Here is a 14,635-nt window from a genome sequence, read left to right as displayed (position 1 = left end):
CCCAAGCCCTGAAGGTCACCGCGCCATCGGCGGCACCAACGTCAAGCTGGGTGACCCGTCTCAGTGGGGCGCCTGCCAGACCGGTCTGGTCCCGACCGAGGAGTGGCTCCACAGCGCTCCGCTGTACGGTTCACGCTCAGCTCCTGGGCGTGAGCCGTCCGGTTATCCGGCCCCGGTTCGGTGGGTGGGAGGCGTGTGAGGAGCGGTCAGGCCGAGGGGGTGTGTCGTTGGGGGTGTACGGATACTTCAAGGACGACGGCGTGGGCTCCGTCGGCGTCGACGAGGTGTTCTTCCACGGTGGGGCCGGTGATGGCCAGGTGGTGGCGGTGCAACCAGCCGAACAGGTCCTGCCCGGCGCGGACCACGTCTGTGGAGGGCGGAACGACGGCTCGCACGACGGATCGAGCGGGCAGGGTGAGCTGCTCGCTGTCGCGATCGGTGGTCACCGCCGCCGTGAACCCGCCGGTCGGCTGCCCGCGCAGCCAGGTCAGCAGGGTCGCCGGCGGTGCCGGGCATAGGGCGGCGAGCTCGGATGGATGATCGAGGCGCAAACGGCGTACGCGTAGGCGGCGAGAGCCCAATGTGGTTTCCTGGGGCAGGATCGACATCGGCGTGGCAAGGCGGTCCTCGGCGTGAGCCGCGGCGGCGGCAAGGGCGGCGATGTCCTGCTTGATGCCCGTCACGATCTCGGCCAGGGCCTGTCGCAGCTGTGCCTCGGGGGCGTCCAGCAGATCGGCGATCCGGTGTAACGGCAGGCCCAGGCGCTGTAAGCCGCGGATGCGTTCCAGCCGTGACAGCTCGGCCACGCCGTACCAGCGATAGCCGGTGGATCGGTCCACCGCGGCGGGAGCCAGCAGCCCGATCTTGTCGTAATGGCGCAGGGTCCGTTCGGACACGCCGACCATGTGCGCCAGTTGACCGATCCGCCACACCCTGGCTCCTCTCCCCGGCATGTTGACTTTGCCCCTGCGGCAGGGTCCTACCGTCACCGTCCATGACCGATTCGAACCCTCGGGCCCGGCTTACCGGTGTCCTGCTGTTGACCTCGTTGGTGGCCATGATCGCCGGTGCGGCCATCGTGGTGCCATCGGGGTTGACCCTGAATTCGGCCGACCCTGCCGCCGCGCTGGCCGCGGTGGCTGAGCGGTTCGGACTGCATCTGACCGAGCTGGCATTTGACGTGCTGGGCTGGCTGGCACTGACCGCGGCCGGGCTCGTGATGTCCGCTTGCTCTGCCCAGGCACCCGGATCGCACCTGGAGACGCTGGCCGGCGGGCTGCTGGCTGCCGCCGGGCTTGCGGGCCTGCTTCATGACGCCGGGAACCTGGCACTGACTCAGCTGGCCGCTGACCCCGCCGCCCCGGCGGCCGTCACCGTGGCCTGGGCGGTGCTGCTCACTGCCAAGTGGGCGGTCAACCTGGCCGGGCTGCTGTGGGTCGCCGCCACCGCCGCGGCAGTGGTCGGCGTCCCGATGTCCACCGGGCTCCGCATCACCGGTGCGGTCGCCGCGATCTCAGGTTTGGCCGCGGTCGCGCTTCCGTGGACGACCGGGACCGATGGGCCGACGGTGGCGCTGGAACAGCTCGGGTACGTCCTCCACCTGCCGATCATGATCTGGTACGGGGTGCTGGGCCGGCGGTACCTGCGTAACCGGTGACCGGCGCCCGTGAACTTGTACGCCCTTCTGCCTGGGCGGCTCTGAGCGAGACGCCGGAGATGCCGCCGCGCTATCGGCGGCACCAACGTCAAGCTAGGTGACCCGTCCGAGTGGGGAGCCTGCCAGACTGGCATGCTCCCCACTGAGAAGTAGCTCTTCGCGTGCTGCCCATGGGCTGCGCCGATCTTTATGGCCCGTGAGGATGTGGCGGCACTCGACCTGGAGGAAGCCGTTGATCTCTGGGCGGAGTTTCGCGCGGGGCCACGTTAGCCCGTAGTCGCCGTTCACGGGTTGGAATTGTGCACGGCGAGCGCCATTCGGTGCTGGGTTGCTGCGATATCGGTGGGGCCGGGGTTGCGTGCCCCGTGAGACTGACCTCCGGCGACGCGTAGACCTGCGAAGACAGTCGAAACTTGGCCTAGGTCGGCCCGGTCCATCCGGTGTCGATTTGGGACTGGTGTCGTTTTCGGCGAGGAGTTTCATTACAGGGTTCACCCACCACGCATCGCTCCTACTGCCGGGGGTCCGCGGCCAGGTGGAAAAGAATGCGCCGGTCAGCGGCACGCCTGGCCGGACGGTGAGCTCCGCCGGGCGCTCCACGCCACCACCGCCGCGGCGGGCGGGTTAAGGGCCCCGCACAGCACCCGCCAGGTGCCGCAGCGGCAGGTCTGGTAGCGCACCAGCCCTTCGCTGGTGTGGTGGTGGGAACGGGTGCGCCAGTCATGTCCGTCGTGGTCGTTCATGGGTCCAGCGTGCTGTAATGGCATTGTGCATCTCAACCCTTACGGGGCGGACGCGGTCCTTCTGATGGCGGACCTGGCCAACTTCCCGCCCGCATCCCTCGACGACCTGGTGAAACGGTGCGCGGACGCCGGCCTCGTCATCGACCGCCCCCCGGGGGAGGCGGATCTAGCCGCCGCGCTCAACCTGGCCGAGCAGTGGTGCGAGATCGTCGACATCCGCGACGAGCGCGCACGGGTCGCGCTGCTCAACGACCTGCTGGCCACCTCGGCGGCGTATCCCCGCGTCACTGACCACGCCGGAACCGGCTGGCACCTGCACTATCGCGACGCGGGCCTGTCGCTCGGCGGCGTGCTGCGCGCGCTGGTCGCGGTGGGCACCGCCCTGCATCTGACGGGGCGCGGCATGTCGCGGCTGGCGCGCTGCGCGCGCGACGGCTGCGGGCTGGTTTACGCGGACGTCTCGCGGAGTGGCCGGCAACGCTACTGCTCGCCGCGCTGTGCCAACCGGGACGCGGTGCGGCGGCACCGTGCCCGGCACGCTCCTCCTTCTCCGGTGAATCGACAGTGAACCTCTGCGGGCGGCCACCGACTACTGCGGCCTTAGTGGCACCAACGTCAAGCTAGGTGACCCATCAGGATGGGGCGCCTGCCAGACGGGCCTGCTCCCGACAGAGGAGTAGCCTCCGGGGTCCACTCATACGGCTTCCGCTCATCTTGTGGGCGTGAGCCGTATTCGTTGATCGTCCGGTTTCGCCGTCCTCCTCAGCGAAGATGCTCCTTCGGTAGGCGGCTGTGTTCAGTTGAAAGCAGAGTGCGATGAGGGCGTGGTCCATAGCATCAACGCTATGAGCTGGGGTACCGTAGAACTGGAACCGGAAGTTCAGAAGTGGCTTGAAGGTCTACCTGCGGCATCGTTCGCGAGGGTGGCTTTCTATGTTGACCTGCTTGCGGCGGAAGGGCCCCTGCTGGGGGAGCCCTACACGAAGCAGCTTGATGGCAAGCTAGTGAGCTCCGGTTTCACCTTGACGAGTTCGCCATGCGCATCACCTACTGGATCGCACCTCATCGCCGGATCGTGCTCTTGACCGTGTTTCACAAGACGCGATGCGTGATGACCGTGAGGTTGAGCGGGCTCGGCGAGCCATGCGTCGCTGTGTCGAACTGGCGCACACCGTCGACGAGGAAGAAGAAACAGCATGAGCGAGCAGGGGAGCTGGCGAGAGCTCAGAGATCGTCGGATGACCGAGCCGGGCGCGGCTGAGGCCTATGAGGCCACACGTCTCGCCTACGAACTGGGTAAGACGGTCCGGGGGATGCGTGAGGGGCGAGGCTGGAGTCAGAACGACCTGGCTCGTGCGGCAGGCATGACACAGTCGGCCGTGGCGCGCTTCGAGGCGGGCGGGACCATTCCCACGTTGCCGGTTCTGGAACGTCTGGCGCGTGCCCTGGACGCGGATGTCGAGGTTCGCTTGACACCACGGGCTCCCGCTGCTTGAGCTGAGGCCTCAACGCCGACAGGAAACCTATCGTCATGCTGCCGACACCTCGCGGGTTACTGCAGCGTTGGCGGCACCAACGTCAAGCTGGGTGACCCGTCCGAGTGGGCCGCCTGCCAGACGGGCCTGGTCCCGACCGAGGAGTAGTCTTCATGCTCTGCTCGTGCGGCTCTCGCCTCGTGGGCGTGAGTCGTATTTGCTGACTGTGCGCGCCTCCACCCTCGAACCGTGGAGGCGCTCTCCGACGCTGCGGAACTCGATGTCGATGTCGCCACGCAGGAAGTCATCGCAGGCGGACGGCCGCTCGGATCAAGGCCGACCCCGCGCACCACACCCAGGCCCGTAAGGCCACAGGCGGCGACTTCGGGCCGGTAGAGGTTTCAGCATGAATCCGAAGCGTGGTGACCGGGTCATGGTCCCACCGTGCAGGATGCGCCCCAGCACCACCCGATCCGTAGTCCGGTTGGCGGATCGGATGGCCTGCCCTACTTCCAGATGGCCTGACGGAGGATGGACGACAGGCCAGGCGTCTTCCAGTGGTCGACAACCATTACCTTCTTGGACTTCACGTACCAGACCCGCTGGGTGTAGGAGAGCTTGGTGCCGCACGACACCGTGAACTGGTTGTAGCGCGCGGGCTTCCCGCCGAAGGACACGTTCCGACTGTGGACCAGCTTGGCCCCGCTCTCCAAGTGCTTCTTGTCGGGCACGCACTCCATCACCCCGCTGCTGGGGTGGAAGAGCTGGCCGACCTGGTAGGGGCCGCCCTCGTGGCCGTATTTCACCTGGTCGGAGCCGCCGAGCAGGAAACCCTTGCACTCGGTGGCCTGCTTGGAGCAGGCGCCGGTGATGACACGCAGGCCGGAGCCCTCGGCATTGGTCCGCCAGGTGCTCGGAACCTGGATGGAGAAACCCTGGAAGGACACCGTCTTGACCGAGGTCTGAGCGGGGGCACCGGTCAATAACAGAGACGCGCTGAGCGCGATAGTTATGATCACGGTTGGAGACCATACGGGTCGCCTGCACGGGAGTGTCAACGACTTTCGAGTGTGTACAAAATTACAGCCTTTCGGCAGAACCTATCCGGCGGTCGACGCATCTAAAGTTCCCATGGAAGCTCTGATTTCGGGGGACTCGCAGCGCTTGGGCGGGTATTGGCCGGCCGCTTAGGCGCCAGCGGGCAGGGGGTGGTCTACGAGGCGTACGCCGAGAACGGCACCCGGGTGGCCATCAAGGTCCTGTACGGCGACCAGGCGGCGCAACTGGCCAGGGAGGCGGCGGCAGCTCAGCGGGTCTCCTCGTTCTGCACCGCCCGGGTCATCGAGGCCGAGCTGGACGGGCCGCGACCGTACCTGGTCAGCGAGTACGTCCCGGGTCCCAGTCTGCGCAAGGCCGTCGCCGAGGGCCGCCGCTTCCACGACGGGGACATGTACCGGCTCGCGACCGCGGTGGCCACGGCGCTGACCGCGATCCACGGGGCCGGCGTCGTCCACCGCGACCTCAAACCGGACAACGTGCTGCTTGGGCCCGACGGCCCACGGGTCATCGACTTCGGCATCGCCAGGACGGCCGAGATGTCGCTGACCGCGACCGGGCTGGTCACCGGCACCCCCACCTACATGGCGCCCGAGGTGTTCTCCGGCGGGCGGGCCCGCCCGCCGACGTCTCATCGCGCTGACGGGCGGCGGGCTGGCGGTGTGGCAGGGCAAGGAGGCCGACGCCAAGGCCGAGGAACTGGTGACGGGGTTACGCAACTCGGAGTCGATCCGCCTGGCCGCGCTGGCGGACGCGACCAGGCTCACGGACCCGCGCCTCGGCCTGCTGCTGAGTGTGGCGGCCTGGCGGCTCGCGGGCACGACACAGGCCAGAACGGCGCTGAACGGCGCGCTCGTCCAGCGCGAGCAGGCGATGTTCCGCGACAGCGGTGGCGGGGCGGGCGTGCTGACCTACTTCGCCGCCGACGGGCGCACGCTGGTCAGCCTGCGCGGCGGCCTGGCGCGCCTGCTGGACGTGCGCTCGGGCCGGCAGGTCGCCGCGGTCACAGGGCTCGACCACTGTCTGGGTCGTCTACGCCTCACCTCGTCACCCGAAAGACTCCGACGGCTGAAACCGAGGGCGGGAATCTCATCAGGTGATCTCTCGTCCGAACCGCGACAGCCTCTCGGACCCCAGCGGATACCACGGCCTTGGTGGCACCGGTGTCTCCTGCCCGGTGGGGCTGACGAGTTCTTCGGAGGAGTGACCGAACACGGAGACCCCTTGTGGACGATCAAGGGGTCCTCCGCAGGCGGGACATCGGCCCGGCCGAGCGTCGTGCGTGTGGCGGATCCGGTGGTGCCTCAAACCGTGACGACGACCTTTCCCGGAGCGTGTCCCTCTTCCACATATCCGATGGCCGCCGGGATCTCTTCGAATGGGTAACACCGGTCGATGACCGGAGTGATTTTTCCGCCCTCGATGAGCTCGGTCAGCGTCATCAAGTTCTGTTTGTTCTCCGTGCATCCGACCACGTCCGCCATGATCGTCCTTTGGGACATGAGCCGCGACATGATGAGCGCCGAGAACATGTGGCCAACGGGTTGCAGCCACCGGCCGGCCTGCCCGCCGATGATGACGCGGGCCCCTCTGGGGGCCAACACCCGCCGGCATGCCGACGTCGAGAGGCCTCCCGCGATGTCCAGCAGGAGGTCGTAGCGCTGTCCATTCCGCGTGAAGTCCTCTTTGGTGTAGTCGATGACCTCATCCGCGCCGATCGATCGGACCAGGCCCACGTTCCGCGTACTGCAGACGCCGGTGACCTCCGCGCCGATCGCCCGGGCGATCTGCACGGCGAACGTCCCCACGCCTCCCGATGCGCCGTTGACGAGGACCTTCTGTCCCGGCTGGACTCGTCCCTTGTCGCGCAGGCCCAGCAGGGCGGTGTTGGCGGCCAGCGGTACCGCCGCCGCCTGCTCATACGACAGGTTCTTCGGTTTCGGCGCCAGTTCGGATTCCCGGACGCACACGTATTCGGCGAAGCCGCCCTGCTTGGGCATCGCGAACACCTCGTCGCCGGGGCGGAACTCCGTCACGTCCTTGCCGACCGCCTCGACCTGTCCCGCCATGTCGGCGCCCAGGATGTCGATCCTCGACTTGCGCAGCCCGAGGCCGCCGCTCATCAGCCGCGAGACGTACGGCTCCCCTCTCATGAAGTGCCAGTCATAGGGCTGGACGGAGGTGGCCCGCACCCGGACCAGCACCTCGTCGTCGCCGGGCACGGGCTTGTCGATGTCGGTGAGATCCAGTACGTCGGGTGAGCCGTACGAACGTAGGACGAACGCTTTCATCACATTCTCCTTATCCATCGCGGGTTCGGGTGTCAGCTGTGCCGCAGATTCGTGATCGACGCTGTGGCCCGTATCGATGGGTCGGAGGCATCGCCGGCCGGATGGCGACAAGCGTGTCTCGAGCCACCGAGAATCAGCGTAAAAGGCTGCTACAAAGGGCTCATCGGCCGAAAGTACGCCTGATTGGCGGATGATCGGCTGGCTCAGACCAGGCCGTTCTACCGATGAGCCGCCACTGTCTCAGTCGTCACGATCAGGTCATGACCGATGAGAGCCCGACAGGACACCTTCCGTCTCCACAGTCACCGCGAAACGGCCGGTCGGCGGATGACCGGAACACAGCAGGGACTTCCGCCGTAGCCTTCTCCGCCAGGGCGGACTGGCTCGTGCCCGCCGCGCTGGTCGTGCTCAGCGCTGTTCCGATGGCCGCCGGAGCCGTCCGCCTGACCGAGCTGACGGGCGGCGCGGAAATCACACCGGAGAACGCACGGTTCTTCGCGGCGCCCCTGCCTGTGGTGCTGCACATCCTCAGCGTCGTCCTGTACAGCGTTCTGGGGGCCTTTCAGTTCGCCCCCGGTTTCCGCCGCCGGAGGCCCGCCTGGCACCGCGTCGCCGGGCGGGTTTTGGTCCCATGTGGACTCGTCGCAGCGCTTTCGGGGCTGTGGATGACCCTGTTCTATCCCCGCCCCGTCGGCGACGGCGATCTCCTCGCCGGGTTCCGGCTCGTGTTCGGCACGGCCATGGTCCTGTCCATTCTCCTCGGCCTCGCCGCGATCCGGCGACGGGACGTCGCCAGGCACCGCGCCTGGATGATCCGCGGTTACGCGATCGGTCTGGGCGCGGGCACGCAGGCGCTGACCCATCTGTTCTGGTTCCTGTTCCTCGGCACACCTGGGGAGTTCCCCAGAGCCCTGCTCGTGGGCGCCGGGTGGGTGATCAACCTCGCGGTGGCCGAGTGGTTCATCCGCAGGCGGCCGGTCCGTCCACCCCGTACCCCCGCTCCGCGGGCGGGTCTTACGGGTGGGTGACCGGGACACCTGTGCCCCAGTCGGATTCCCGGGCCGTGGAGGAACGGGGACCCGTCACCGGGAGTAAGGGGGTGTCGTGGAGGCGGTGGGTGAAACCCGGCCCGCGGCCCGCCACGGCGGGAGCGGAGCCGCACCGAGCCGTCGCGGCGAGGGATCCGGCGGCCCGGCCGGTGGTCACGGTACAGGGGGCGTCGCCGTAGCCGGCTCAGTTCCTGACCCGGTTGGTCTCGTAGGCCCACATGGCGATCTCGACGCGGTTGCGGGCGCCCAGCTTGGCCAGCAGGCTGGCGATGTGGGACTTCACCGTGCTGAGAGAGATGTGCAGCTCGTCGGCGATCTCGTTGTTGGTCCGTCCACGTGCCACGGTGGCCAGGATCTGTTCCTCCCGGGCCGTGAGCGCCTCGATGGGGTGTACCGGCGGTGTGGCGGGCACGGTGCGGGCGAAGGTTCCCAGCAGTCGGGCGGTGACGCTCGGGGCGATGAGCGCGTCGCCGTTCGCGGCGGCGTGGACGGCCTGGGAGAGCAGGTCGGCTCCGGCGTTCTTGAGCAGAAAACCCCGGGCACCGGCTCGCAGCGCGGCGTAGACGTACTCGTCGAGGTCGAAGGTGGTGATGACGACGACGGCGAGGGGATCCTCGATGCCCGGCCCGGCGAGGGAGCGGGTGGCTCCGATGCCGTCGAGGCCGGGCATGCGGATGTCGAACAGGCACACGTCAGGGCGTAGGCGCCGCGCGAGCTGGACGGCCCGCCACCCGTCGGCGGCTTCGCCGACGACCTCGATGTCCGGCTGGGCGTCGAGGATCATGGTGAGCCCGGTACGGACGATCTCCTGGTCGTCGGCGACGAGCACCCGGATGCTCATGTCACCGCTCCGGTCCGGGGCAGTACGGCGGTCACGGTCCAGCCCCGATCCGGGGCGGGGCCGGCTTCGCAGGTGCCGCCCAGCAGGTCAGCACGTTCGATCATGCCGATGAGCCCGTATCCCGGTGACCCGGCCGGGCGTACCAGGCCGCTGTCGCCGTCGTCGCTCACCCGCAGGCGCACCGATGTGTCGTCGGCGGCGACGCGAACCTCGATGCGGGTGGCATGACGGGCGTGCCGTCGAGCGTTGGTGACCGACTCCTGGGCGATGCGGTAGATCGCAGCCTCGACCGGCAGGGGAAGGTCACCGATGTCGTCGGAGATCTCCACGTCGACGGACGGGCCGGAGCGGCCTGGGCTCGCGAGCTGTTCGAGGTCGGTGATGCGACGGCCGGGCGCCGACTCCGCGGGTTGGTCCCGGCGCAGGAGGCGGACCAGGGCACGCATCTCGTCGAGGGCGCGTGCCGCCTCGGCCTCGATCACGTGGAGTGCCTCGGTCGCGGAGTTGGGCCGCGACGCCGAGGTGGCGATGCCCGCCTGTGCTCGGATCGCCATCGCCGAGATGTGATGGGCGACGGTGTCGTGCAGGTCGCGGGCCAGCCGTTCGCGTTCGAGCAGCTTGATCTGGTCGAGCTCGCGCATTCTCGCCCCGGCCCGGTAGCGGAACGTCCCGCCCAGGGCGATGGCCGAGAGCGTGACGGCGAACGCGCCGACCGTGTCGCCGGGGGTGAGGCGGCCGAAGAACAGCGAGAGGGAGACCGTGACGAGCATGATCGTCAAACCGATCGCGACCTCGCGTCCCGACCCCCACCGGAACAACGAGTACAGCAGGACCAGCACGTACACCATCGTGTACGTCTCCAGGGCGTCGCCGTCCGTCAGCAGCGGGGCCAGGCTCGTGGTGGCGAAGACGATCACGACCATCAGCAGCGGCCTGGTCCGGCGCCACAACAGCGTGGGCACCAGCCCGACGGTGACGGTCACCGAGACGGCCCGCCATGGAAGATCGGGCCGCAGAACTCCTTCGAGCACCGCGACCGCCACGAGTACTCCCACGAGTGCCCAGTCCCGCCAAGCCCGCGACGGCGGGTTGGGAGGGCGGGGCTCGTCCCACACGGAGCGAAGAAGGGGGAGCACATGACCATGGTACGAAAGCCCACGCGGCTCGGGGCGGCCCAAAGTACAAGACGAACATTTCACTGTCGCGCGGCCCCGACATGTGGGAGCGCGTGTGGCGGTGCGGCCGTACTGCGCCGCTCTGACGAAGCGCCGCACAGTGGCGCTAAAAGATCTTGAAAAAGATTTGAGCGGGCTGTCGAATCGGGGTGGTCTCGTTCGAAGCGTGGTCAGAGGGCCGAGAGGAACACCCGAGAGCCGGCCCGTGACTCGTGAGGAGAACGGCCAATGACCCAGCAGACGACGAGGACCGCGCACCCGGTGACCTGCGACCCGCGTACCAGTGTCACCAGGTCGCTGCTGGGCTACGGGATCATCGCCGGGCCGGTGTACGTCGTGGTGTCCCTGGCCCAGGCGCTGACCCGGGAGGGATTCGACCTCTCCCGCCACGCATGGAGCCTGCTGGCCAACGGCGACCTCGGCTGGATCCAGATCACCAACTTCGTCGCCGCCGGGCTGATGGTCATCGCCTGCGCGGTCGGCCTGGGCCGGGCCCTGGCCGGCGGGCGGGGCGCGACCTGGGCTCCCCGGCTCGTCGGGATGTACGGGGTGAGCCTGATCGGCGCGGGGATCTTCCGGGCGGATCCGGCGATGGGCTTCCCGGTGGGGACGCCGGAGGGGCCCGGGGCGGTGAGCCTGTCCGGGACGCTCCACTTCGCCTGCGGCGCGGTGGGTTTCCTGTGCGTGATCGTGGCCTGCTTCGTCATCGGCCGCAGGTTCGCCGCCGCGGGCCGTACCGGGTGGGTGCTTTACTCTCGGCTCACCGGCGGGTTGTTCCTCGCGGCCTTCGCCGCCATCGCGACCAGTGCGGGTGCCCCGTGGGCCAACCTTGTCTTCGTCTCCGGGGTCGTGATCATCTGGGCCTGGCTCTCGGCCCTGTCCCTGCACCTGTACCGGCACATCACCCCCCAGCACGCCTGAGCGCACCCGATCCCCGCACCACACCGTCAAGAGAACAAGATCGAAGGAGACATCCGATGCGATACATGATCATTCTTAGGGTCACCAACCAGCCCACCACCCCGCCGCCGGCAGAGCTGATGGAGGCCATCGCCAAGCTCGGCGGAGAGGCCACCGCAGCCGGGGCGTTGCTGGACACCGCCGGGCTGGCCCCGAGCGCGCAGGGCGCGCGGGTCGCGATCACCGGGGACAGGCTGAGCGTCACCGACGGCCCGTTCGCCGAGGCGAAGGAGCTGATCAGCTACGCGCTCTACCAGGTCCGCTCGAAGGAGGAGGCCGTCGAGTGGACCTCCCGCTTCCTGAAGATCCACCGGGATCACTGGGCGGGCTGGGAGGGCGAGGCCGACGTGCTGCGCGTCTTCGGCCCCGAGGACTTCGCCGCCCCCGCCTGATCTGATCACCGTGTGTACGGCTCCCGGCCAGAGTTCCTGGCCGGGAGCCGTACACGTTTCCCGGCACTTTCGCATCGAATCGCCTCGGGCCTCATGCCCGGTCGGCCTGATCTCGGATGGTGCGTGGACCTGAGGTTTCAGCCAGGTCCTGGCTCTTGATCGCCCGATGTGTCCGGCGTCGATCTTGAGCCAGAGCCGTTTCCACTGACGAGTATCACCGTGGGGACGGTCACGTCGCTCTGAGTGGGGTTGCCGGAGAGCGCGTCTGCCGTGGGTCCGGTGTCGGCAGCAGGGCCGAGTCGCCGTTGAGTACGGCGGCTTCCATGGCCCGCAGTTCCGGCCCTGGTTCGAGGCCGAGTTCCTTGATCAACACCTGGCGGGCGTTTCGGTAGACCTTGAGTGCCTCAGCTCGTCGGCCGGCGCGGTAGAGGGCGAGCATGAGCTGGGCGTACGGCTTCTCCCGCAGCGGGTTGGCAGTCACCAGATGGCGTAGTTCGCCGACCAGTTCACCGGAGCGGCCAAGGAGAAGCTCGGCCTCTATCCGCGCCTCCGCTACGACCTCGCGTCGCTCGTCGAGCATATTGGCCATCACGCTGACCGCGCCGCGCCGCGGTACCTCCGCAAACGACGCGTCGCCTCGCCACAGCGCCAGTGCGCCGCCGAACAGACGGCTCGCGGCGGCCTGATCGTCGGCGGCACCGGCCACCAGTCCGCGATCGGCCATCTCCCCGAAGTTGTCGGCATCTAGCTCTCCGGACCGGACGTCGAGGGTGTAGCCATACGTGCGCCGGACGATTCTGCCCTCGTCGCCCAGTAGCCGCCGCAGGTGATACACGTAGATCCGGAGGTTGTCGCCGGCCGAGCGGGGTGGGCGATCTCCCCACAGGGCGTCGACGAGGTGGTCGCGTGAGACCGTCTCGTTGGCATGGCACAGCAGTGTCGCGAGAAGCACTCGCTGTTTGGGCGCCGAGATGTCGATGCACCATCCGTCACGCCGTATCTCAAGCCGACCCAGTACGCGAAACTCCACTCCCGGCTCCCCCTGTGAATGTTTCTGCCAGCCCCCCAGCGCCTGGTAATAACGGATTGCTGATAAGAAAAGTTTCCACGGTGAACTTATGCGGGCAATATACGGTTCCCGCAACGGGGTGCGGTCAGCATGAGCATGCGCGGCGATCACAGGGGCGTCTCCGGAGGAACCGGGGGCGGGTCGCAGGCGCTGTTCAGGGGAGAGAATGCTTTTGAAACACTCACGACTACGGGCCGCCCTCGTGGCGCTGATGGCGGTGCTGCCGGTGCTCGTGATCCCGGCGACGGCGGAGGCCGAAGGGGGCACGACCATCCCTCGGTCCCACTGGACCTACGTCTCCTCCAAGCATCAGAACAGGACGCACTGGCAGGAGGACCGGGTCTTCGTCGGTTTCCAGGAGAAGCCCAAGGACATCACCCGGGCGTTCTTCCAGATGGACCTGACTCCGATCGCCGACGTCGAGCGGGTCACCACAGCCTGGTTCGGCGTGGGGCGGGCCAATTCCTGGGAGTGCAGACGCCGAGATGTCGAACTCTGGGAGACCGGGGACATCGACTCCTCGACTAGCTGGAAGAACCAGCCCAAATGGGAGCGACTGCTCCTGGCCGCTCCGGGCGGTACCTGCCTCGATCGGCTGCACTTTCGGATCACCGCGGCTGTCCGGGAAGCGGTGGCCGCCGGAAAAGATCACATCACACTGGGCCTCAAGTCGATCGACGAGACCAACCCGGAGATCAGACACGAACTGTGGAACGACGGCGGCCTGGGGGTCGACCACAATGACCGGCCCGACCTTCCTGCTGAGACCTCGGTGACGTCGGACCATGAATCTTGCCGTACCTTCTCGCAGACCGGGCGGTACGTGAATTCGATCACGCCTTGGCTGGGGGCCAAACTGTCCGACCCGGACAGGAATTCCTATCCGCAGGTCGTAAGGGGTCGTTTCGAGTGGGCGACCCAGGACGGGACCAAACTGGGGGAGAAGGTCACCGACACGGAGTACTCCGGCACCCGGCACTGCGTGATGGTGCCCGCCGGGCAGCTCGTCGCCGACTCGTCGTATCGTTGGCGGGTCCGAGCTGAGGACCCGTACATGGAGGATGGCGAACTGCACTATGACATCGGCGAGTGGGCCCCGTGGCAGGAGTTCACCGTCGACCTGACCGCCCCTGCGCAGCCGCCGCTGGTGTCCTCCACCGACTATCCAAAGGACGTGCCGAGCGGGCACGTCTATCTGCCGGGCGCGTTCACCTTCACACCCAACGGCGCCGATGACATCGTGGCTTACGTATACGGCCTTGACGGAGAGTACAAGCACACGCCGGCGGCCGCGGACGGCTCTGTCACCGTCACGGTGAAACCGACTCGCGACTTCGACAACTGCCTCAAGGTGCGAGGTATCGACCGGGCGGGCAACTTCAGCCCCGATGCCGAATACTGCTTCGAGGTCAACTGGCTGGAGCACCCGCCCACTGTCTCCTCCAGCACATATCCCGAATTCGGTGGCGAGGGCGAGCCGGGTGGCGGCGTCGGGATTCCGGGCGAGTTCGTGTTCGACTCCGGAGATCTGAGGGACATCGTCATGGTCTTCCGTTACTCCTACAACGATGCTCCGACGGAGGAGGCTCCAGTCGAAAACGGGCTGGCAAAGGCGACGATCACTCCCACGACCGACTGGAACACCGTCTACGTCGATGCCCTGGATCGCGACGGCACAGTGGTCTGGACTACCAGCTACTCGTTCGAGGTGAAGACGGGCTGACTCCGTGCGACCCGCGTCCCCGGGACGCGGGTCGCACGGAAAGTCGGCGGATCAGCTCTGGATCCGTGGCGTCCGCCAGCCGACCGTCGCGCCGGGGTCGCCGCAGGCGTCACGGAACTCATCGGCGTGGCGGCCTCCGCCGCGGAGTTCGCCGAGGGCGCCGCGCTGAGTCGACAGCAGGCGCTGACAGCCCTCTCCTGGCTG

The 14,635-nt window shown here is 67.8% G+C and carries 15 protein-coding genes and 1 pseudogene; 9 read left to right on the top strand and 7 right to left on the bottom strand.

Annotation, left to right across the window (positions count from 1 at the left end):
• Positions 1 to 206: 206 nt before the first annotated feature.
• On the bottom strand, positions 207 to 932 hold the full coding sequence (locus tag ABT061_RS17840) for a MerR family transcriptional regulator (protein WP_350918406.1): 726 nt from the start codon (positions 930 to 932) through the stop codon (positions 207 to 209).
• Positions 933 to 994: 62 nt separating this feature from the next.
• On the opposite strand from ABT061_RS17840, the gene ABT061_RS17835 reads away from it, so the two are divergent.
• Positions 995 to 1,657 (top strand): hypothetical protein, encoded by a 663-nt coding sequence (locus ABT061_RS17835; RefSeq protein WP_350918403.1) that lies wholly within the window; start codon positions 995 to 997, stop codon positions 1,655 to 1,657.
• Between the two features lie 554 nt (positions 1,658 to 2,211).
• On the opposite strand, the gene ABT061_RS17830 is transcribed toward ABT061_RS17835, so the two are convergent.
• Complete coding sequence (locus ABT061_RS17830) at positions 2,212 to 2,400, bottom strand: hypothetical protein (protein ID WP_350918400.1); 189 nt, start codon at positions 2,398 to 2,400, stop codon at positions 2,212 to 2,214.
• A gap of 25 nt (positions 2,401 to 2,425) precedes the next feature.
• Between ABT061_RS17830 and ABT061_RS17825 the strand changes: the two genes are divergently transcribed.
• Both ABT061_RS17825 and ABT061_RS17820 read left to right on the top strand, forming a co-directional pair.
• Positions 2,426 to 2,968, top strand: a complete 543-nt coding sequence (locus ABT061_RS17825) for a CGNR zinc finger domain-containing protein (protein WP_350918397.1) — start codon at positions 2,426 to 2,428, stop codon at positions 2,966 to 2,968.
• A gap of 628 nt (positions 2,969 to 3,596) precedes the next feature.
• Complete coding sequence (locus ABT061_RS17820) at positions 3,597 to 3,896, top strand: helix-turn-helix domain-containing protein (RefSeq protein WP_350918394.1); 300 nt, start codon at positions 3,597 to 3,599, stop codon at positions 3,894 to 3,896.
• Between the two features lie 485 nt (positions 3,897 to 4,381).
• Here the strand turns inward: ABT061_RS17820 and ABT061_RS17815 are convergent, their stop codons facing one another.
• Positions 4,382 to 4,894, bottom strand: coding sequence for a hypothetical protein (locus ABT061_RS17815; RefSeq protein ID WP_350918391.1), 513 nt, complete (start codon positions 4,892 to 4,894; stop codon positions 4,382 to 4,384).
• A gap of 189 nt (positions 4,895 to 5,083) precedes the next feature.
• Between ABT061_RS17815 and ABT061_RS17810 the strand changes: the two are divergent.
• A pseudogene (locus ABT061_RS17810) lies at positions 5,084 to 5,485 on the top strand (protein kinase domain-containing protein); the annotation flags it as partial.
• A gap of 106 nt (positions 5,486 to 5,591) precedes the next feature.
• Positions 5,592 to 6,317 carry a hypothetical protein gene (locus ABT061_RS17805; RefSeq protein WP_350918696.1) on the top strand — a complete coding sequence of 242 codons (726 nt, stop codon included), beginning with the start codon at positions 5,592 to 5,594 and terminating at the stop codon, positions 6,315 to 6,317.
• Here the strand turns inward: ABT061_RS17805 and ABT061_RS17800 are convergent.
• Positions 6,236 to 7,222: an NAD(P)-dependent alcohol dehydrogenase gene (locus tag ABT061_RS17800; RefSeq protein WP_350918388.1), complete on the bottom strand. Its 987-nt coding sequence runs from the start codon at positions 7,220 to 7,222 to the stop codon at positions 6,236 to 6,238. The two genes, ABT061_RS17805 and ABT061_RS17800, sit on opposite strands and share 82 nt — an antisense overlap.
• 386 nt (positions 7,223 to 7,608) lie before the next feature.
• Here ABT061_RS17800 and ABT061_RS17795 point away from each other — a divergent pair, with 386 nt between their 5' ends.
• The gene (locus ABT061_RS17795) at positions 7,609 to 8,250 is read left to right on the top strand and encodes a DUF2306 domain-containing protein (protein WP_350918385.1); all 642 of its coding nucleotides are present in this window, start codon (positions 7,609 to 7,611) and stop codon (positions 8,248 to 8,250) included.
• A gap of 205 nt (positions 8,251 to 8,455) precedes the next feature.
• Here the strand turns inward: ABT061_RS17795 and ABT061_RS17790 are convergent, their stop codons facing one another.
• A complete protein-coding gene (locus ABT061_RS17790) occupies positions 8,456 to 9,112 on the bottom strand; it encodes a response regulator (RefSeq protein WP_350918382.1) in 657 nt (218 codons plus the stop codon).
• Positions 9,109 to 10,248 (bottom strand): sensor histidine kinase, encoded by a 1,140-nt coding sequence (locus ABT061_RS17785; protein ID WP_350918379.1) that lies wholly within the window; start codon positions 10,246 to 10,248, stop codon positions 9,109 to 9,111. The genes ABT061_RS17790 and ABT061_RS17785 overlap by 4 nt, the downstream gene beginning before the upstream one ends.
• A gap of 267 nt (positions 10,249 to 10,515) precedes the next feature.
• Here ABT061_RS17785 and ABT061_RS17780 point away from each other — a divergent pair, with 267 nt between their 5' ends.
• On the top strand, positions 10,516 to 11,208 hold the full coding sequence (locus ABT061_RS17780) for a DUF998 domain-containing protein (protein ID WP_350918376.1): 693 nt from the start codon (positions 10,516 to 10,518) through the stop codon (positions 11,206 to 11,208).
• A 56-nt stretch (positions 11,209 to 11,264) separates the two neighbouring features.
• On the top strand, positions 11,265 to 11,639 hold the full coding sequence (locus tag ABT061_RS17775; RefSeq protein WP_350918373.1) for a YciI family protein: 375 nt from the start codon (positions 11,265 to 11,267) through the stop codon (positions 11,637 to 11,639).
• 229 nt (positions 11,640 to 11,868) lie between these two features.
• On the opposite strand, the gene ABT061_RS17770 is transcribed toward ABT061_RS17775, so the two are convergent.
• Positions 11,869 to 12,669: an AfsR/SARP family transcriptional regulator gene (locus tag ABT061_RS17770; RefSeq protein ID WP_350918370.1), complete on the bottom strand. Its 801-nt coding sequence runs from the start codon at positions 12,667 to 12,669 to the stop codon at positions 11,869 to 11,871.
• A 205-nt stretch (positions 12,670 to 12,874) separates the two neighbouring features.
• On the opposite strand from ABT061_RS17770, the gene ABT061_RS17765 reads away from it, so the two are divergent.
• Complete coding sequence (locus ABT061_RS17765) at positions 12,875 to 14,431, top strand: hypothetical protein (RefSeq protein ID WP_350918367.1); 1,557 nt, start codon at positions 12,875 to 12,877, stop codon at positions 14,429 to 14,431.
• Positions 14,432 to 14,635: the final 204 nt, after the last annotated feature.

Origin of the sequence: Streptosporangium sp. NPDC002544 (assembly GCF_040295965.1) — a bacterium.
Lineage (GTDB): Bacteria > Actinomycetota > Actinomycetes > Streptosporangiales > Streptosporangiaceae > Streptosporangium.
Note: the sequence above shows the minus strand (reverse complement) of the source record. Positions and strands in the feature narration are given on the sequence as shown.